Source organism: gamma proteobacterium symbiont of Axiagastus rosmarus (assembly GCF_059730925.1).
On the sequence record NZ_AP035925.1, the window covers coordinates 856,334 to 878,055 of the forward strand.

General features: G+C 61.4%; 6 protein-coding genes. All 6 read left to right on the forward strand.

Translation table 11 applies throughout. The features are described from left to right. The first annotated feature begins 176 nt into the window (after positions 1–176). The 6 genes from speA to AC6I8F_RS04045 all read left to right on the forward strand — a co-directional run bounded on the left by speA (position 177) and on the right by AC6I8F_RS04045 (position 21,668). Positions 177–2,156: a biosynthetic arginine decarboxylase gene (speA, locus tag AC6I8F_RS04020; protein ID WP_071813582.1), complete on the forward strand. Its 1,980-nt coding sequence runs from the start codon at positions 177–179 to the stop codon at positions 2,154–2,156. Between the two features lie 706 nt (positions 2,157–2,862). Then, positions 2,863–3,558 (forward strand): EAL domain-containing protein, encoded by a 696-nt coding sequence (locus AC6I8F_RS04025; protein WP_127834529.1) that lies wholly within the window; start codon positions 2,863–2,865, stop codon positions 3,556–3,558. A 200-nt stretch (positions 3,559–3,758) separates the two neighbouring features. After that, complete coding sequence (locus tag AC6I8F_RS04030) at positions 3,759–16,742, forward strand: Ig-like domain-containing protein (protein WP_498028553.1); 12,984 nt, start codon at positions 3,759–3,761, stop codon at positions 16,740–16,742. A gap of 71 nt (positions 16,743–16,813) precedes the next feature. After that, entirely contained in the window at positions 16,814–18,265 is a 1,452-nt protein-coding gene (locus AC6I8F_RS04035) for a TolC family outer membrane protein (RefSeq protein ID WP_031279469.1), read from the forward strand. Continuing rightward, the gene (locus tag AC6I8F_RS04040; RefSeq protein ID WP_498028554.1) at positions 18,262–20,445 is read left to right on the forward strand and encodes a type I secretion system permease/ATPase; all 2,184 of its coding nucleotides are present in this window, start codon (positions 18,262–18,264) and stop codon (positions 20,443–20,445) included. Before AC6I8F_RS04035 ends, AC6I8F_RS04040 begins: the two co-directional genes overlap by 4 nt. Beyond that, positions 20,445–21,668 (forward strand): HlyD family type I secretion periplasmic adaptor subunit, encoded by a 1,224-nt coding sequence (locus AC6I8F_RS04045; protein ID WP_369974314.1) that lies wholly within the window; start codon positions 20,445–20,447, stop codon positions 21,666–21,668. Before AC6I8F_RS04040 ends, AC6I8F_RS04045 begins: the two co-directional genes overlap by 1 nt. Positions 21,669–21,722: the final 54 nt, after the last annotated feature.

Here is a 21,722-nt window from a genome sequence, read left to right on the forward strand (position 1 = left end):
GGGACGATTTTGCCCCGTTGTGCACCGCTTCCGGCACGGTGTTTTACACTTAACCTCAGTAAGGCGCACGGTAACCTGCTGAGGCAAGATAAGCAGAATGAGGAAATTTCCATCCGGCGCAGTAGCAGCAAAATCCGGCAACTTTTTCATATTTCAACGGAAAATTGAGGTTCGTGATGTCTGACGACATGAAGAATATCAAGGGTTCGTCAGCTGGCGAACAGGGTGTACTCCGCTCGATGCAGGAGGTGGCGATGAACGATCAGGACGCAAGCAGAATGCTGCGCACCTACAACATTGCCTGGTGGGGAAACAACTATTACGACGTCAACGAACTCGGCCACATCAGCGTCTGCCCGGATCCGGATCAGCCGGAAGTGCGCGTTGACCTGGCGAAGCTGGTTAAAGAGCGCGAGGCCGACGGCCAGCGCCTGCCTGCGCTGTTCTGCTTCCCGCAAATTCTGCAGCACCGTCTGCGTTCGATTAATGCCGCCTTTAAACGCGCGCGTGAATCCTACGGCTATAAGGGCGACTACTTCCTGGTTTACCCGATCAAAGTTAACCAGCATAAGCGCGTGATTGAATCGCTGGTCAACTCCGGCGAGCCGCTGGGGCTGGAGGCGGGTTCCAAAGCTGAGCTGATGGCGGTGCTGGCGCACGCCGGGAAAACCCGCTCGGTGATTGTGTGTAACGGCTACAAAGACCGCGAATATATCCGTCTGGCGCTGATTGGTGAAAAGCTCGGCCATAAAGTCTATCTGGTGATTGAGAAGATGACCGAAGTGCGCCTGGTGCTGGAAGAAGCCGAGCGGCTGAATGTGGTGCCGCGTCTCGGCATTCGCGCCCGTCTGGCATCGCAGGGCTCCGGTAAGTGGCAGTCGAGTGGCGGCGAGAAATCCAAATTTGGTCTGGCGGCATCGCAGGTGCTGCAGCTGGTCGATATCATGCGCAAAGCGGGTCGTCTCGACAGCCTGCAGCTGCTGCATTTCCACCTCGGCTCGCAGATGTCCAATATTCGCGATATCGCCACCGGCGTGCGTGAATCGGCGCGCTTCTATGTTGAGCTGGCGAAGCTGGGCGTCAACATCAAGTGCTTTGACGTCGGCGGCGGGCTTGGGGTTGACTACGAAGGCACGCGTTCGCAGTCAGACTGCTCGGTCAACTACGGCCTGAACGAATACGCCAACAACGTGATCTGGGCCATCGGTGACGCCTGTGAAGAGCACGGTCTGGAGCATCCGACCGTGATTACGGAATCGGGGCGTGCGGTGACCGCGCACCATACCGTGCTGGTCTCCAACATCATCGGCGTTGAGCGCAATGAATTCAGCACGCCGGTCGCACCGGATGCCGACTCACCGCGCCCGATTCAGAGCCTGTGGGATACCTGGCAGGAGATGCACGAGCCAAGCGTACGCCGTTCGCTGCGCGAATGGCTGCATGACAGCCAGATGGACCTATTCGACATCCACACCGGTTATTCGTCAGGCACCTACGATCTCGGTCAGCGCGCCTGGGCAGAGCAGCTGTATCTCAGCATCTGCCACTATATTCAGCAGCACCTTGACCCGAGCAACCGCGCCCATCGGCCGATCATTGATGAGCTGCAGGAGCGCATGGCGGATAAGATTTACGTCAACTTCTCGCTGTTCCAGTCGATGCCGGATGCGTGGGGCATCGATCAGCTGTTCCCGGTGCTGCCGCTGGAAGGGCTGAACAAAACTCCGCAGCGTCGTGCGGTACTGCTGGATATCACCTGTGATTCCGATGGCACCATCGATCACTACGTTGACGGCGACGGTATTGCCACCACCATGCCAATGCCGGAGTACGATGTGGATAATCCACCGATGCTGGGCTTCTTCATGGTCGGGGCGTATCAGGAAATCCTCGGCAATATGCATAACCTGTTTGGCGATACCGAAGCGGTTGACGTCTTCGCCTTCCCGGATGGCAGCGTAGAAGTGCAGCTGTCTGATGAAGGGGATACCGTGGCGGATATGCTGCAATACGTGCAGCTCAATCCTAACGATCTGATGACGTTATTCCGCGATCAGGTAAAACAGCAGCAGGATATTGACGAAGAGCTGCGGGCGCAGTTCCTTGAAGAGTTTGAGAGTGGGCTTTACGGCTACACCTATCTCGAAGACGAGTAAGTGTATTTCCCGCAACGGGCTCCGGCTGGAGCCCGTTATTATCACCTTCCCTGACAATCCTTCCTGCCATTTATTCAATTCGTGATCGCTATCACTCTGAAATTATCCCGGCCGAAACAGCAAATTCAAACCGTTTATTAACAAAAGCTATCTGCTTAATTCAGCAGCGAAAGCGCATCGGCAGCGAAAAAAACGTTTTTTAAATCTGTGGCTTAGTGTTGTACCTGCCCGCAAATGACCAATCTTTCTTTTATGAGTTTCTGACTATCTATAATAAAAATTTAAGCATAAGGCGGTGGGTGAGCGATGTGCAGACTGTCGGTTTTTTGACGCTTTCTGGAATCCCGCTTTAAGCAGTGCAATATCCCATCTTAAGCACAAAGCCAGAATTTATACCAATGCTTTATAATTAATTGCTTATTAATCAATTGATTATTGGTTTTATTTTTTTGTCAGGGCCGATAAGTAAAATCTGAAATCTAAGAATTATCTGATCTTTATATGAAACATGCAGTGAAAATGAAGATTTATTGATTGGTTTAAACGATTAAAGTTCACGCTGTTGTTCACTGAAATCTATTTTTCAAAATGTAAGTTGTAAGTTAACCTTCAGTTAAGGTGTTAAGTTTTATCGATGTTTCCCTTACGAATCACATGAGAAAAGCTGACGGTTTAACGCGCTATCAGCCAGTGTAAGGATCGTAAAATGCGCTGCAAATCCGACTACATTCTGATGCTGGAGCCGGTTCACACTATTTCCGGTGAAGTGGTGGCATGGGAATTGTTGACGCGTTTCGCAGATGATGCAGATACCAATAATAAGCGTAACCCTGACAGGGATGCAGGGTTCTTCAGTCGGCTTTCTGCTGACGAAAAATGGCAGTTATTCCTCCACCAGGTCGAAAAACTTATTCAGCTTTACCATGCGGGGTTTGAGCAGGTCATCAGCGTTAATGTAGACAGAGATATTGTTTCAGGCATTTTTAAAGATGCTGAAATACAAAGAAAACTGGCCGCGCTGACGCGATTACGGCTGGAAATCTCTGCCTTCTTCACCGCACGTTTTAATAGTGCCGACCTGCTGATCCTGAAAGGCGTAGCCAAAATCACGCCGGCCCCGTTATGGCTCGATGACTTTGGTCCGGGTTATTCCAACCTGACCATGCTCGATAGCGGAATATTCGACATCGTCAAGATTGATAAAAATTTTTTTTGGCAATTTGGCGAAGATCGCACTTTCGACATTCTGCTCGACCACCTCAACCAATTATGTCGCGGCGTGATTATTGAGGGCGTTGAACATCAACGTCAGGTTGATTTGCTGTCGCAAAAATCAATTTACGGCATGCAAGGCTACCACTGGAAGAGCGTCTATCTCACTGATTTGTTGGCGCAAGTCTGAAAAGAGTTCGGCAGAGCTGTTTTTCGGGCGGGCGGCAAATAACGACTCAGCGCGTTTTCACTGTGCCTCTGGCAGATGAAACCGGCCTGGAGAGGATGTGAGTAATTCATTGAATTATTCGCGAAGAATACCGGTGTCTGGCGATACCGGGCGTTTTTATGGATGCCATTAAGCTTATAACTGCGCGGGATATCGATAAAATGAACAATATCTCTGTAACGCCTAAAGGCGGAACGATTGCTACTGAAGTGAGCGGTAATCAGGTTAATTTGACTGCTCCCAGTGTGGTTAAGCTCAACCTTAACCAGGCTGATATTAAGTCTTTCACACGCAATGGTAGTGATTTAGTGGTCACCACTAAATCCGGTGAAGTCGTTGTTATTCATAAATTCTACGATGTTAACGGCGACAGCGATCTGGTGCTGCAGGACGACAAAGGCGCGCTGTGGTGGGTGGAAGATCCCGGCACAGAAGGCTTCCAGTTTGTCTCTATCGACAGCACGGAAGGGCTGTTAGCGGAAAACGTCACGGGTGACGGCACACTGACCGCCTTTGGTATCGCCGGCGCCGCGCTGGCCGGTATCGGTGCGCTGATCGCCGGTAACAACGGCGGTGGCGGTGGCGGCGGTGGGGATAACGGCGGCGGCGACAATGGCGGCGGCGGTGATACCACGGCACCGGCGGCGGTCAGCGATCTACTGATCACGGATAACGCGGGCAGCGTGCAGGGCGCTATCACGGGCGGCACCAGCACCGATGACAACACGCCTACGCTGAGCGGCACGGCTGAAGCGGGGACCATTGTCAGTATTTACGACGGCACCACGCTGCTGGGTACGGTCACCGTAGGTGCCGATGGCCGCTGGAGCTTCACGACACCTGCCCTGGGTGAAGGGCAGCACAGCCTGACGGTTACCGTCACCGATGCTGCCGGCAACACCAGTCCGGCCACCAGCCCGGTTGATTTCACTGTCGATACGCAGCCACCGGCAGTGGCCACGGACGTGTCCCTGACCAACAACAGCGGTGGCAGCAACACGCCGGTACCAAACGGATCGAGCAGCGATGATAACACGCCGACCCTGAGCGGCCGCGGTGAAGCGGGCGCTGTCGTCAGCGTTTACGATGGTCAGACGCTGCTCGGCACCGCGCTGGTGGGCGCGAACGGCAACTGGAGTTTTACCACGCCAGCGCTGAGCAATGGCAGCCACAGCCTGACCGTGACGCTGACGGACGCTGCCGGCAATGTCAGCGCTGCGTCCTCGCCGTTTGTGGTGACGATTCAGGCGGGCCTGCCGTCAACCAGCAGTTCGCTGCAAATTACCGACGATAGCGATGCCACGCTGCGCACGCTGAGCGATGGCGCCAGTACTAAAGACAGCACGCCGGTGCTGAGCGGCCTGGCGAGCGCTAACGCCGTCATCACGCTGTACAACGGCACCACGCTGCTGGGCAGTACTATTGCCGACGGCAGCGGTCAGTGGCGCTTCACTCCCGCCACGCTGGCAGATGGTACTTACGCGTTCCGCGCAGTTGCCACCGACGCCGCCGGTAACGTCACCACCTCCGTCACCCTGACGGTCACCATTGATACCGTGGCGCCCGGCGCGGCAGGCGATCTGCTGCTGACCGGTGACAGCAATGGCACCGTGACGCCGATTGCCGCCGGCGGCAGCAGCAATGACAACACGCTGTCGCTGAGCGGCACGGCAGAGGCCGGCAGCACCGTTACGGTACGCGATGGCAACGTCGTGCTCGGCACGGCTATCGTCGGCAGTAACGGCAGCTGGAGCTTCACCACGCCAGCGCTCAGCGACGGCAATCACAGCCTGACTACCACGGTAACCGACAGCGCCGGTAATACCGGTCCGGCGTCAGCGGCTATCGTGGTCACCGTCGATACCACCGCACCGGCGGCGATCGGCGATCTGCAGGTGATCGACAACGTGGGTGCCAGCCAGGGCCCGCTGACGTCGGGCGCTACCACCGATGACAACACACTTACCCTGAGCGGCAGCGGCGAAGCCGGTGCGCTGATCAGCATTTACGATGGCAGCACGCTCCTGGGCAATACCCTTGTCGGGGCCAACGGCAGCTGGAGCTTTACCACGCCAGCGCTCAGCAACGGCAGCCACAGCCTGACCGTTACGCAAACTGATGCGGCGGGCAACGTCAGCAGCGCGACCGCGGAATTTGTGGTCAATGTGGACGCTGCGCTGCCGCCCGCCAGCGCCAGCATTGAGCTGGTGGGCGACAGCGGCAATACCCTTGTCTCACTGCAAAACGGCGCCGTCACCAATGACGACAGCCCGATCCTCGCCGGGCTGACCCGGGCGGGCAGCCTCGTTCGCATCTTTGACGGCGGCGATCTGCTCGGCAGCACCACCGCCGATGGCAATGGGCAGTGGAGCTTTGCCCTGAGCAACCTGAGTGAGGGCGGCCACGCGTTCAGCGCCACCATTACCGACGTTGACGGCAATGTGATTGACACCGTCACCCTGAACATCACGGTTGATATCACGCCACCGGCGGCAGCCAGCGATCTGGCACTGCTGAACGATGCCGGCAGTACCGCACAGCCGGTGACAGGCGGCAGCGCGATCAACGATGCGACACCGCTGCTGAGCGGCACGGCGGAAGCCGGCAGTATTGTCACGATTCGCGATGGCAACACCGTTCTCGGCAGCGTCAGCGTGGGCAGTAACGGCAGCTGGAGCTTCACCACGCCAGCGCTGGGCGAGGGCAATCACAGCCTGAGCACTACGGTGACCGATGCCGCCGGCAACGTCAGCCCGGCATCAACGCCGATCGCCTTTAGCGTTGACACCACCGCGCCTGCCGCCGTCAGCGGCCTGCAGGTGACCGATAACGCGGGCAGCGCCACCGGCGCGCTGGCTTCCGGCCAGACCACCGACGATCGCACGCCAACTCTGAGCGGTTCGGCAGAAGCGGGCGCGGTGGTGCGTATCTATGACGGTACCACGCTGCTCGGTAGCGTTACCGCCGGCAGCAACGGCAGCTGGAGCTTTACGCCAGATGCGCTCACCAACGGGCAGCACAGCCTGACCACCACAGTGACTGACGCGGCCGGCAATGTCAGCCCGGCATCGCCGGTGTTCACGGTCAACATTGAGGCGGGCGTGCCGGCCACCAGCAGCCTGCTGATTGTCACCGATGATAACGGCAGCACGCTGGTCGAACTGGCCAATAACGACAGCACCACCGACAGCACGCCGATTCTCAGCGGCCAGGCCGGGGCGGGCGATCTCGTCACCCTGTACAACGGCAGCACGGTTTTGGGCAGCGTGGTCGCGGGCAGCAACGGACAGTGGAGCTTCACGCCAGCGGCGCTGGCCGACGGCACCTACGCATTCCGCGCCAGCGCCGATAACGGCAGCGGCACGGTGACGGATTCGCCGGTAATCACCATCACCATCGACACCGTCGCGCCCGCAGCACCGACAGGCATCCAGCTGACCAACGATGATGGCGATCCGCTGGGCACAGGCAGCACTAACGTCTCTGCGCCAACCCTGAGCGGCAGCGGTGAAGCCGGCGGTGTGGTCATTATCTCCGATGGCGGTACGGTGATTGGCAGCACCACGGTGGGCAACGATGGCAACTGGAGCTTCACCACGTCGCCTCTCAGCGATGGCAGCCACAGCCTGACCAGCACCGTGACCGATGCGGCCGGCAACACCGGACCGGCGTCAACACCGGTAACCGTCACCGTCGATACGCAGGCACCGGCGGCGGCAGGCAATCTGCAGCTTAGCAATGGCGACGGCACACCGGTTGCCGCGGGCGGCAGCACCAATGACACCACGCCAACCCTGAGCGGTACCGCTGAACCCGGTAGCACGGTGACCGTCAGCGATGGCGATACGGTGCTGGGCACGGCGACGGCAGGCAGCGACGGCAGCTGGAGTTTCACCCCGACCGATCCGCTGAGCGAAGGGCAACATAACCTGACGTCCACCGTTACCGACACGGCGGGCAATACCGGGCCGGGCAGTACGGCGGTGATTTTTATTGTCGATACCAGCGCACCCGCTGTGGCCAGCGAGCTGCTGCTCAGCAACGACCAGAGCGGCACACCGGTGCCGGTCAGCAATGGCCTCACCAATGACACCACGCCGGTGCTCAGTGGCCGCGCGGAACCGGGCAGCACCGTGACCATTTCCGATGGCGATACGGTACTGGGCACCGCCACCGTCGGCAACGACGGCAGCTGGAGCTTCACCGCACCGGTGCTGGCAGCGGGCGACCATAGCCTGACGGCGACGGTGACCGATACCGCTGGCAATACCAGCGAACCCTCGGCCGCCCTCAGCTTTACCATTGATACCACCACGCCAGCCGCGCCGGGCAATGTGCAGCTCAGTGATGATCAGAGCGGCACGCCGGTGCTGATCACCAGCGGTGCCACTAACGACACCACGCCGGTCCTGAGCGGCAGCGGCACCGCCGGCAGCACCATCACCGTCTTGGATGGCAATACCGTGCTGGGCACCACCACGGTCAACGACGACGGCAGCTGGAGCTTCACGCCAGCCACTGCGCTGGGCGAGGGGCAGCACAGCCTGACGGCGACCGAAACCAGTCCGGCTGGCAATACCAGCGCACCTTCTGCTCCGCTGGAGGTGAACATCGATCTCACCGATCCGGCGCCCGCCGCAGACTTGCTGCTGGTTAACGATCAGGGCGCAACGCCGCTGCCGATCGCGGCGGATGGCGTCACTAATGACACCACGCCGCTGTTCAGCGGTAGCGCGGAGCCGGGCAGCCTCGTCGCGATTTACGACAATGGCAGCGTGATTGGCTCGGCGCAGGCCGATGCAAACGGCAACTGGAGCTTTACGCCGGATCCGGCACTGGAGGCGGGCACGCATAGCCTGACCACCATTGTCACCGACACGGCGGGCAACAGCGGGCCGGCGTCTGATGCGTTTGATTTCACAATCGATCTCACCACGCCGTCTGCCGCCGTTGATGTCGTGCTGAACAACGATAACGGCGAGACGCCGCAGCCGATCAACAGCGGCACCGCGACCAACGACACCACGCCGCAGCTGAGCGGCACCGCCGATGCCGGCAGTACCGTCACCATCCTCGATGGCAACACGGTACTGGGCAGCGTGCTGGTGGGGGCCGGTGGCACATGGACCTATGCGGTACCGACGCTGAGCCAGGGCGAACATAGCCTGACCACGACGGTTACCAGCCCGGCGGGCAACGTTAGCGCACCGTCCGCGGCGATTGATTTTACCGTGGATACCACGGCACCGGCCGAGCCGACCGGCCTGCTGCTGGTGAACGATGAGGTTGATCCGGCCGTACCGGTGGCCTCTGGCGGGGCGACCAACGACACCACACCAGTGTTGAGCGGTAGCGCCGAGCCTGACAGCGTGGTGATCGTGCGCGACAACGGCGTGATCATCGGCTCGGTTACCGCCGGCAATGACGGCAGCTGGCGCTTCACGCCAGATACCGCCCTGGAAGCGGGCAGTCACAGCCTGACGGCCAGCGTCACCGATCCGGCAGGCAACGTCGGGCCGGAGTCCGCGCCGTACACCTTCACCGTCGATCTCACGCCACCGGCAGCGCCAGTGGACGTGGTGCTGAGCAATAACGACGGCAGCACGCTGGTGGCGATTGCCGCCAATGGCGCGACCAACGACACTACGCCGCAGCTCTCCGGCAGCGCCACGGCGGGCAGTATCATCACTGTCTACGATGGCGACAGCACGACGCCGATCGGTTCTGTGACCGTGGGCGCCGATGGCAGCTGGCAGTTTGTTACCGGTACGCTGGACGAGGGCGATCACAGCCTGACGGTAACGGTGACTGATGCGGCGGGTAACGTCAGCGATCCTTCCGCGCCGATTAGCTTTACCGTGGATACCACGGCGCCGGACGCGGTCGTCGATCTGCTGCTGGTGAACAACAATGTCGATCCGGCCACGCCAATCACCTCAGGCAGCAACACCAATGACAGCACGCCGCTGCTCAGCGGAACGGCAGAGCCGAATAGCACCATCATCGTCTATGACGGGCAGACGCCGATTGGCACGGCGACGGCAGATAACGATGGCGCATGGAGCTTCTCACCTGAACTGACCGATGGCTCGCACAGCCTCAGCGTGACGGTCACCGACGTCGCCGGCAATGTCAGTGCACCGAGCGCCAGCGTGGCGATCACCGTCGATACCATAGCACCGTCGGCGGTCACCCAGTTGAGCGTCGCCAGCGACAATGGCAACGGCGATCCGGTCACCATCCCGAACGGCGGCTTAACCAGTGACAACACGCCGGTGCTGAGCGGCAGCGGCGATCCGGGCAGCCTGATTGTGATTACCTCGCAGAACGGTCCGGTGGGCAGCGTCACTGTCGGCAGCAGCGGCAGCTGGAGCTTCACGCCGGCCAGTGCGCTGAGTGACGGCAGCTACACCTTAACCGTTGTGGCGCGCGACGCGGCGGGCAACGTCAGCGCGCCGGTCACGGCACAGCTGGTGATTGATGCCACCGCCCCGGATCAGGTGACGGAAATCAGTCTCTCCAATGACAACGGCAGTGCGCTGGTAGATATTCCGTCGGGATCGACCACCAGCGATACCACGCCGTTGCTGGCGGGCGTTGCTGAGCCGGGCAGCACGGTGAACATTCTGGATAATGGCGCGCCGATTGGTACGGCGATTGCGGGCAGTGACGGCGCGTGGAGTTTCAACGTGCCAACCCTCACCAACGCGGCGCACAGCCTGACGGTGACGGTCACCGATGCGGCCGGTAACACCGGGCCGGCGTCGGCACCGATTACCTTTACCGTGGATAACCAGGCTCCGGCCCAGGCCACGCTGGAAGTGAATAACGACAACGGTACCGATCTGGTACTGGTACCCGATGGCACCTTTACCAATGACAACACGCCACGCCTGAGCGGTACGGCGGAGGCTGACAGCCTGGTGACCATTTACGATGGTAATGTGGTGCTGGGTTCGACCACCGCCAATGCGGACGGCGAATGGGTGTTCCTGTCGCCCGTGCTCACCGATGGTCAGCACACCCTGACGGCCACGGTGACGGACAGCCTCGGCAACGTCAGTGCGCCGTCTTCCAGCTTCACCGTTCAGGTTGATGCTACGCCGCCGCAGCCGGTCAGCGCCGTGCTGCTGCAGAATGACAACGATCCGGATAATCCAGTCACCATCGCCAACGGTGGCGCCACCAACGACAACACGCCGCTGCTGAGCGGCAGCGGTGAGGCGGGTGGCCTCGTCAACGTGTACAACGGCAACGTGCTGGTGGGGTCGGCGACGGTGGACAGCGAAGGCAACTGGAGCCTGAACACCTTGCCGCTGGATAACGGCAGCTACACGCTGACGGTCGTCGTCAGTGACAACGCGGGTAACGTCAGCGACCCGGTGAGCATTGGCGTGACGGTTAATACCGTCGGGCCAGATCCGGTGCTGTCGTTTGAGGTCAACGCCAATAACGGTCCGACCGCTCTGCCGCTGGTGGATGGCAGCTTTACCAACGACACCACGCCGGTACTGAGCGGAACGGCGCAGGCCGGTGCCATCATCAATCTGCTGCAGGATGATACGGTGATTGGCTCGGTGGTCGCCGATGCCAATGGCGCATGGCGCTTTGAAACCAGCGCGCTGCAGGATGGCAGCTACGCTTTCTCGGTGCAGGTGGTGGATGCCGCTGGCAACGTCAGCGAGCCGGTTGGGCCGGTGAATATCACCGTCGATACGCTGGTGCCAGACGCGGTTCCAGACCTGGTGGTTGCCGATAACGTGGGCGGCACGACGGGCCCGCTGGACAACGGCGCGTCAACCGATGACAACACGCCAACCCTGAGCGGCACGGCAGAAGCCGGCAGCACGGTGAACATCTACGATGGCACCACGCTGCTGGGCACTGCGCTGGCCGGCTCTGGCGGTGCCTGGAGCTTTACGACCGCGGCGCTCAACAACGGACCTCACAGCTTCACCGTGACCGTCACCGATGCGGCGGGCAACGTCAGTACGGCAACGCCTGCGTTCAGCCTTGACGTGCAGGCCGATCTGCCGCCAGCCACCTCGACGCTGCAAATCACTGACGACACGGGCACGACGCTGGTGACGCTGGCAGACGGCGCGGTAACCCGCGACACCACGCCAACGCTCAGCGGCTCTGCCGAAGCCGGTCAGCTGATTCGTATTTATGACGCTAATACGGATGTGGTAATCACCAGCGTTACGGCGGATGCTAACGGCCAGTGGAGCTATACGCCGACGCTGGCTGAAGGCAGCTACGCATACTACATCACTGCGCAAAACCCTGGCGGTGATGAGGGGACGCGATCGGCTACCCTCGGCTTCACCGTGGATACCACCGCGCCGGCGGTGGCCGCTGATGTGGTGATCAGCAACGATCGCAGCGGCACGGCGGTGCCGATTAGCGACGGCAGCGTCATCAATGACAACACGCCGGTACTCAGCGGCAGCGCCGATGCGGGCAGCCTGGTCACGGTGTACGATGGCAACACCGCTATCGCGTCGGTGGTGGTGGGCGCAGGGGGAAGCTGGACGCTGACCACGCCTGCATTGAGCGAAGGGGCGCACGCGCTGAGCGTGGGCGTCAGCGATGCAGCAGGTAACAGCAGCGACCGCACCCCGGCGCTTAGCTTCACTGTGGACAGCATCGCACCGAACGCTTCGACGCTGGTCATCACCAACGATGATACCGCACAACCGGTGCTCAACGGCGGCTACAGCAGCGATGCCACGCCAACCCTGAGCGGCGTAGCGGAAGCGGGCAGCACGGTCACCATCCTCAACAATGGTGATGTGCTGACCACGCTGACCGTGCCGTCCGGCGGCAACTGGAGCTACACGCCAGCGACAGCGCTGAGTGAAGGATCGCACACCCTGAGCGTTTCGGTGACTGATGCGGCGGGCAACGTCAGCACCAGCACCAGCGCGACGGTGATCGTTGATACCCTGGCGCCGGACGATCTGACGCTGACGGCCAGCAACAACAACGGCAGCACGCCGGTGACGATTGCTGACGGCGATACCACTAATGACAACACGCCGCTGTTACGCGGTGTAGCTGAGGCAGGCAGCGTGGTGACCATTCGCCTCGATGGCGATGTGGTGGCCTCGCTGACGGTCGGCAGCAGTGGTAACTGGAGTTACACCTCTGCGGCACTGAGCGACGGCAGCCATACCTTCAGCGTCACGGAAACGGACGCGGCGGGTAACGCCGGCGAGGCGCTCAGCGTGACGCTGATCGTTGATGCGACGCCACCGCTGGTGGCCACCAACCTGACCATCACTAACGATGTTACCGGCGTCAGCATACCGGCTGGCGGCGCGACTAACGACACCACGCCAACGCTGAGCGGCAGCGCCGAGGCCAACGCCACGGTTAGCGTTTATGACGGCAACACATTGCTCGGCACGGTGCAGGTGAACGGCAGCGGCGCGTGGAGCTTTGTCTCGCCGACACTGGGTAACGGCGCGCATGCGCTGAGCGTGGCGGTCACCGATGCGGCGGGCAATACCGGCCCGCGCACCACGCCGGTAACTATCACCGTCGATACCGTTGCGCCGGGCGCGGCCACGCTGGTGGTCACCAACGACGTCAGCGGCAGCGTCATCCCGAATGGCGGCGTCACCAGCGATACCACGCCGGTGCTGAGCGGTCGGGCGGAGGCGGGCAGCATCGTCACCGTGCTGGATGGCACCACGCTGGTCGGTTCCGCGCTGGTGGGTAGTGACGGTAACTGGACGCTGACACCAGCCACGGCGCTGAGCGAAACGCTCCATACGCTCAACGTCACGGTCACCGATGCGGCCGGTAACGTCAGTGCCACCACCAGCGCCACGCTGGTGATCGACACCACGCCGCCGGTGGCCATCACCGGGCTGGCAGCGGTGAACAACAACGGCAGCACGCCGGTGGCGATTGCGGCGGGTGGCGTCACTAATGACAGCACGCCACGCCTGAGCGGTACGGCGGAAGCCAACAGCATCGTGACCATCCGCGATGGTGATACGGTGCTGGGTTCGGTAACCGCGGCCAGCAACGGCAGCTGGAGCTTCGTCACCGGCACCTTGTCTGACGGTTTACACACCTTCAGCGTGACGGCCACCGATGCGGCAGGCAATACCGGTCCCGCAGCGTCCCTGGCGCTGACCGTCGACACCGCGCCGCCGCTGGCGGCAACCGGGCTGACGCTGACCAACGACGTCACCGGTGTGGCTATCGTTAATAACGGAGTCACCAACGACAGCACGCCGACGCTGCAGGGCACGGCGGAAGCGAACGCGATTGTCACGGTTTACGATGGCAACACGCTGCTCGGAACGGTGCAGGCTAACGCCAGCGGCAGCTGGAGCTTCGTCTCGCCGACGCTGAGTAATGCCGCCCACGCGCTGAGCGTGACGGTGACCGACAGCGCGGGCAACGTCAGTCCCCGTTCTGAGGTGATTAACCTCACCGTGGATACGGTGGCGCCAGCGAACACCAGTCTCACCATTATTAATGATGCGACCGGTGCCACCATCGTCAACGGTGGTGCGACCAACGACACCACGCCAACGCTGCGCGGCAGCGTCAGCGCGGCGGAGGCCGGGGCACGCGTCACCATTCTGGACAACGGTCTGGCACTGGGCACGGCGATTGTGCAGGCGGACGGCAGCTGGAGCTTCACGCCACTGGCGGCGCTGAGCGCCGGTCCGCACCCGATCACGGTGACGGTAACGGATGCGGCAGGTAACGTCAGCGGCACCACCGCGGCCACGGTGATCATCGATACCACGGCACCGGCGGCCATCACCAATCTGCTGGCGCTCAACAACAACGGCAGCACGGCGGTGACCATTCCGAATAATGGCGTCACCAACGACAGCACGCCGCTGCTGAGCGGCAACGGCGAGGCGGGCGCGCGCATCACGGTGTACGACGGCACCACATTGCTGGGCACCACCACGGTGGGCAGCAACGGCAGCTGGAGCTTCGTGGTAGGTAACGCGCTGAGCAACGGCAGCCACACGCTGAACGTGACGCAGACCGATCCGGCGGGCAACGTCAGCCCGCAGGTGTCGACCACGCTGATCGTCGACACCGTGGTGCCGGTCGCCAGTACGCTGACCATCATTGATGACATCAGCGGTACGCCGGTGACGCTGGCGAACGGTGCCTTCACGCGTGATACCACACCAACGCTGCGCGGCACCACGGAAGCGGGTGCCGTGGTCACTATCTACGACGGTGCCAGCGCCATTGGTTCTGTGACCGCGGGGAGTGATGGCAGCTGGAGCTTCACTACCGCCACGCTGGCGAACGGCGCGCACACGCTGAGCACCACGGTGACCGATGCGGCGGGTAACGTCAGCACCGGCAACATCACGGCGACGGTGAACGTCGATACCCTGCCTCCGGCGGCGGTAAGCGGGCTGGCGATCAACAGCGCCGGTACCCTTGTCACCGGTAGCGGTGAAGTCGGAGCCACGGTGACGGTGCGCGATGCCAGCGGCAACGCGCTCGGCACCACCACGGTCGGCAGCGGCGGCAACTGGTCGGTGACGCTCACCACCGCGCAGATCACCGGTGCGCCGCTCTCGGTGATCCAGACGGATCGCGCCGGTAACGTCTCGCCGGGGGCTTCGCTGACCGGTGCGATTCGCATCGTGGCGACCAACGACAGCAACGAGGTGGATTACACCAGCACGCAGGCAACGGTGAACAACGGTACGGTCAACTCGTCGCACACCGCGCTGCTGACCGTGGGGCTGGGTACGGTGCTCAATGCCAGCGTACTGAACAACGGTAATGCTTACCTGTTCAGCGTGGGTAACGATGACAGCCGTACCGTGACGCTCAACGGTTCGGTGACCAGTCTCGGCGTGGCCGCCAACTATTCGTTAAACCTGTACGAACAGCAGGCAAACGGCTCGTGGCAGTTGATCAGTATCAAGACCAACTACATCAGCGCGCTGCTGACGATCGGTACGCTGAAAGGGGCAAACGTCACCTACACCGGACTGGGGACCGGCAACTATGCGGTGGTGGTCGCAGCCACCACCAACATTAGCGTGTTGCCAACCACCACGGTAAGCACGGTGTCGGATTTCACCACGCTGGCGGTCACCACCGCCGCGACGGTCACCGGTAACCTGCTGACCAACGACACCAGCTCCATCGCCGGGACGATTCCGTCCGGCACGGCGGTGGCGTCGGTGGGCAGCAGCACGGTGGCGTCCAGCGGCAATACGGTGATCAACACCACCTACGGTACGCTGACCATTGATGCGAAGGGTAACTACACCTACACGCTGAAGGCCGGGCAGGATATCGATACCCTGCCATCAGCGGACACCTTCACCTACTCGGTGCGGGATGCCAGCGGTGCAGTGACCTCGGCGACGCTGACGGTGACGCTGCATAACGGTGCGGCCACCGCGCTGTTCGCCACCACCAGTCTGGCGGCGGAAACCACCACCAGCAGCGAGCACGATGCCAGCGGCAGCATCTGGGGAGACAGCAACGTCAGCCACAGCGGCACGCTGAGCATCCTCAATGAGCACGGCGATCTCACCACCGTGAGCAGCGTGGGCAGCACGGCGGTGGCCGGGGACTTTGGTGTGCTGACCATCGCCGCCAACGGTAGCTATACCTATACCCTGAACGCGGATGTGAATATCCAGAACATCACGCATAAGGAGGTGTTTACCTACACCCTGGCGTCGTCCGACGGCACCATCACCAGCAACACCTTTACCATTGAGCTCCACCCGACCATCACGGGCAGCGCCGCGGCTGACAGCCTCACCAGCAGCGCCTACGACGACACCATTACCAGCGGTGCCGGCGCAGATACGCTGGTTTACCACCTGCTGAGCAGCGCAGATGCCACCGGCGGCAACGGTCACGACACCTGGACCGACTTCAGCGTCGCGCAGGGTGACAAGATCGACGTCAGCAGTCTGCTGATCGGCTGGAATGATTCCACCAGTAATATCAATGACTTTGTGAAAGTGGATCATACCGCGGACGGTAATACGGTGTTGTCGATTGACCGTGACGGCAGCGGCACGGGGTACAGCAGTACGCAGCTGATTACCCTGGAAGGCGTAAACGTCTCACTGGAGGAGTTGCTGCAGCAACCGCATCAAAACCACACGGCTTAGTGGGGGTAACGCAGGGAAGCATAACGGGCACAGGGAGGTGCCCCTTTCTCTCTTTTACTGGTGAACAATCGATGGATCTGATGCAATCAGGCGCAACAACTCGCCGTACCTGTAAGCTCAGCGCCCTGTGTGCTGGCATTGTGTTTTTTCACAGTTCTCATCTTATGGCTGCCAGTGATGCCGTGACGCAGGCGGGGCGCATAACCTCAGCCGGTCTGGCGCAGCAGCAGGATCTTCCCTCCTTAACCGGTCAGGTGGCCGAACCCGCGCTGGCTAACGTGCCGGATACCTTAACCCTTAACCAGGCAGTGCAGCGTGCCATCCAGTGGCATCCGGACATCGCCCAGGCGATTGGCAAAATGCTGGAGCAGGCCAGCCAGGTCGATGTGGCGCAGGCCAAATACTATCCGCAAATCAGCGCCGGTATGAACAACGGCTACAGCAACGCCTACAGCGAGAAAGGCTTCAGCCCGTCATTTGTGCTGTCGGTATCGCAGATGCTGTATGACTTCGGCAAAGTCAGCAGTTCGGTGCGCTCCGCCGAAGCCGGGGTAGCGCAGGAGCAGGCCAGCGTGCTGGTGAGTATTGATACCGTCGCGCACGACACCGCCGCTGCGCTGGTGCAGGTGCAGGGCTATCAGCAGCTGGTGAAGATCGCCCAGGATCAGCTGACGGCGCTGAGTAAGATTGGCGATCTGGCGCGTCAGCGCAATGAAGAGGGGGCGGCATCGCTCTCGGACGCCACCCAGACCGACGCGCGTATCGAAGGCGCGCGCACCACGCTGACCCAGTATCAGGCCAGCCTCAACCGCTGGCGTGCCACGCTGGCCAGCTATCTCGGCTGGCCGCTGGTGAAAAAGGTCAGCGATGCGTTTCCGCCCAGCCTGACGCGCGCCTGCGCGGTGGGCAAAGCTGACGACAAATCCAATCCGGCGGTGCTGGCGGCGTGGGCGCAGGCGCGGCAGGCGCAAGCCAAACTGGATAACGCCAACGCGCAGAATTTACCCACCATTTCGCTGGAACCGCAGGTCACGCATTACCTCAACAATCACTACTCCGGCAGCGAAACGCTCGACCGCACCCAGTATTCCGCGTTCGTCAAAGTTGAGATGCCGCTGTATCAGGGCGGCGGCATTACCGCGGCGCGCGATGCGGCGGCCAGCGCGCTGCAGGCGGCCAATGCGGCGGTGAACTCGGCGCGCCTCAAAGCGCAGCAGCAGCTCAGCGAATCGCAAACCGAAGCGCTGAGCCTGTCGCAGAGCCTGGCGATCATGTCGCGTCAGCAGACGCTGGGCGAAAAGACGCAGCAGCTTTATCAGGACCAGTATCTGCAGCTCGGCACCCGTCCGCTGCTGGACGTGCTCAACGCCGAACAGGAAGTGTTTCAGACGCGCTTCGCCATGCAGCAAACCATCAGTCAGTTACGTTCACTGCAGCTCGACTGCTTATACAGCACCGGGCAGATGCGGTCAGCGTTTGCGCTAAATAACCAGCGCATCCAGTCCGTGGAGATCCAGCCATGACGCAATTACAGATTCCGGACGCACCCAATGGCAATCCCGCCAGCGCCGCCGGTGGCGAGGTGCCGCTGCACGGCTGGGCCACCGCCATTATTCTCATCGCTACCCATTATCGTCTGCCGTGCTCGCCGGGCATGATCATGGCTGCCAGCGAATGGCAGGGCAAACAGTCACGTGATAAAGCGCTGCGCCATCTGGCGCGTCAGGCCGGGCTGTCGCTGCAGCTGTATGAAGAGCATCAGTGGGAGATCAGCAGCTGGCGCTTGCCGCTGGCGGTGGAACTGAGCGACGGCCAGGTCGGCGTCATCACCAGCTTTGATGGCGATGACACGGTGCGCGTGCACCTGGCCGGCGATGAACAACCGGCGCCGATCGCGCTGAACACGCTGCTGCCGCAGATCCGCTACGCCGCGGCGCTGCGTCCGGTGACGGCCGCCAAAGATAGCCGTGTCGATCGCTATCTCGCCACGGTCAGGCCCGACTGGCTGCGCCGTCTGGTGCTGCATGACATGCGTCCTTACGGCTACGTGATGCTGGGATCGTTCCTGATCAACCTGCTGGCGCTGGTCGGCATCATCTTCTCGATGCAGGTGTACGATCGGGTGATCCCGGCGCAGTCGTACCCCACGCTGTACGTGCTGTATATCGGGGTGATCCTCTCGGTGGTGTTCACCTATATTCTGCGCGTCGGTCGCGATCACGTCACCGATCTGCTCGGCAAGCGCGCCGATATGCGCGTCTCCGACCGCGTGTTCGGCCACGCGCTGCGGCTGCGTAACAGCGCGGTACCGCGATCGACCGGTACCTTTATCTCGCAGCTGCGCGAGCTGGAAGCGGTGCGCGAAATGGTGACGTCGACCACGGTGACGGCGATCGTCGATATGCCGTTCTTCCTGCTGTTTATGCTGGTGATGGCGATCATCGCGCCGCAGCTGGCGTGGATCGCGCCGGTGGCGGTGCTGCTGATGATCCTGCCCGGCGTGCTGAGCCAGAAAAAACTGGCGAAGCTGGCGCAGCAAAACCTGAAAGAGTCGACGCTGCGCAACGCAGTGCTGGTGGAGAGCGTGCAGGGGCTGGAAGATATCAAGCTGATGCAGGCGGAGGACCGCTTTCTGCAGCAGTGGAACAGCTATATCCGCATCACCGCGCAGTCGGGCGTCGAGATGCGCAAAGTGACGCATGCGCTGATCAGCTGGGGCGTCACCATTCAGGGACTGGTGTACGCCAGCGTGATCGTGGTCGGGGCGCCGATGGTGATCAACGGCGATATCACCACCGGGGCGATTGTCGCCGCGTCGCTGCTGTCTTCGCGCATGATTGCGCCAATGGCGACGCTGTGTGGCGTGCTGGCGCGCTGGCAGCAGGTAAAAGCGGCGAAGAGCAGCCTCGATGCGCTGATGAATCTGCCGGTGGAGAACAGTAAAGACGAAACGCGCATTCACTGTCCGGTGCTGTTTGGCCACTATCAGTTCACCGATGCCATGTTCCGCTACTACAGCGATTCGCTGACGGTGGCGCTACGCATCAAGACGCTGACCATCAAGCCGGGTGAGCGCATCGCCGTGCTGGGGCGCAACGGCTCCGGTAAATCCACGCTGCTGCAGGCGATGGCCGGCGGCATGGATCTGGTGGGCGGCGAGCTGCGGCTGGACAACCTCAGCCTGCCGCATATTGATGTCGCGGACGTGCGGCGCAACGTCGGGCTGCTGACGCAGAACGCGCGGCTGTTCCACGGTACGCTGCGGGAAAACCTCACCATGGGCGCGGCGCACGCCACCGACGAAGCGATTTTTGCCGCGCTGACGGTCAGTGGCGGGGCCGATTTTATTCGCCGTCTGCCGCTCGGGCTCGATCATCCGATAATGGAGGGCGGCGTCGGGCTGTCCGGCGGTCAGCGCCAGTCGCTGCTGCTGGCGCGCATGCTGCTGCGCGATCCTAATATCGTGCTGCTGGATGAGCCGACCGCTTCGCTCGACGATCATACCGAGAAGGATTTTATTGAGCGGCTGGGCGCCTGGCTGAATGGCCGCACGCTGATCGTGGCGACGCACCGCGCGGCGATTCTGTCGCTGGTCGATCGCATACTGGTGCTGAAAGAGGGGCAGCTGGTAATGGATAGCCCGAAAGAGAACGCGCTGCCGGCACCGCGCGCCAGCGGAGCGGCGGGGGAGGGACAGGCATGATGAAACAATTGCCGGCAAAACTGCGGCTGGTGACCGCCGCGGAAGTGGATTCGTCCGACGATCTGCTCGGCGAACTGAAATCGGAAAGCCACTACACCGGCGCAGTGCGGCTGATCGTCATCAGCACGGCGCTGATCGTGGTGGCGCTGGTGTGGGCGTGGTTTGGCATGCTGGATGAGGTCTCAACCGGCACCGGGAAGGTGATCCCCAGTTCGCGCGAGCAGGTGCTGCAGTCGCTGGAGGGCGGCATTCTCACGGAACTGTACGTGCATGAGGGCGATCGCGTGCAGGCCGGGCAGATCGTGGCGAAACTGGATGCCACACGCTCACAGTCCAGCGTCGGCGAGAGTGCGGCGCGCTACCGGGCCGCACTGGCAGCGGCCTCGCGCCTGCGTGCGGAAGTAAACGATGATCCGCTCACGTTTCCCGCCGAGCTGAAGGGCTACCCGGATCTTATCGCGGCGGAAACCCGGCTGTATAACACCAAACGCGCCCAGCTTAATGATGCAACCCGGCAGTTTAAGGAGTCGCTGGCGCTGGCTAATCGCGAACTGGCGATCACCCAGCGGCTGGCGAAAACCGGTGCCGCCAGCAGCGTGGAAGTGCTGCGCTTACAGCGCGATAAGTCCGACCTGGAGCTGAAACTTACCGATATGCGCTCGCAGTATTACGTGCAGGCGCGCGAAGAGCTGGCGAAGGCCAGCGCCGAAGCCGACAGCCTGGCGCAGGTGATTAAAGGACGCGAAGATACCGTAACGCGTCTGACTATCCGCGCGCCGATGCGCGGCATCGTGAAAAACATCAAAGTCTCGACGGTGGGCGGGGTGATTCCGCCCAACGGTGAGTTGATGAACATCGTACCGATGAACGATCGGCTGCTGATTGAAGCACGCCTGTCGCCGCGCGATATTGCTTTTATCCATCCCGGCCAGCGCGCGGTGGTAAAAATCTCCGCTTACGATTACGCCATCTACGGCGGCCTGAACGGCGTGGTGGAAAGCATTTCGCCGGATACCATCCAGGACGAAGTCAAACCGGAGATTTACTACTACCGCGTGTTTATTCGTACTGATAACGACTATGTGCAGAACAAGGCTGGCCGGCGCTTTGCCATCAGCCCGGGCATGGTATCCACCGTGGATATCAAAACCGGCGAGAAGAGCATCATGGATTATCTGGTCAAACCGTTTAACAAGGCCAAAGAGGCGATGCGCGAGCGCTAATTGCGATGCGCGGCAATCTCGGCGATAATCACGCCCATCAATCCCTTCCTCGTC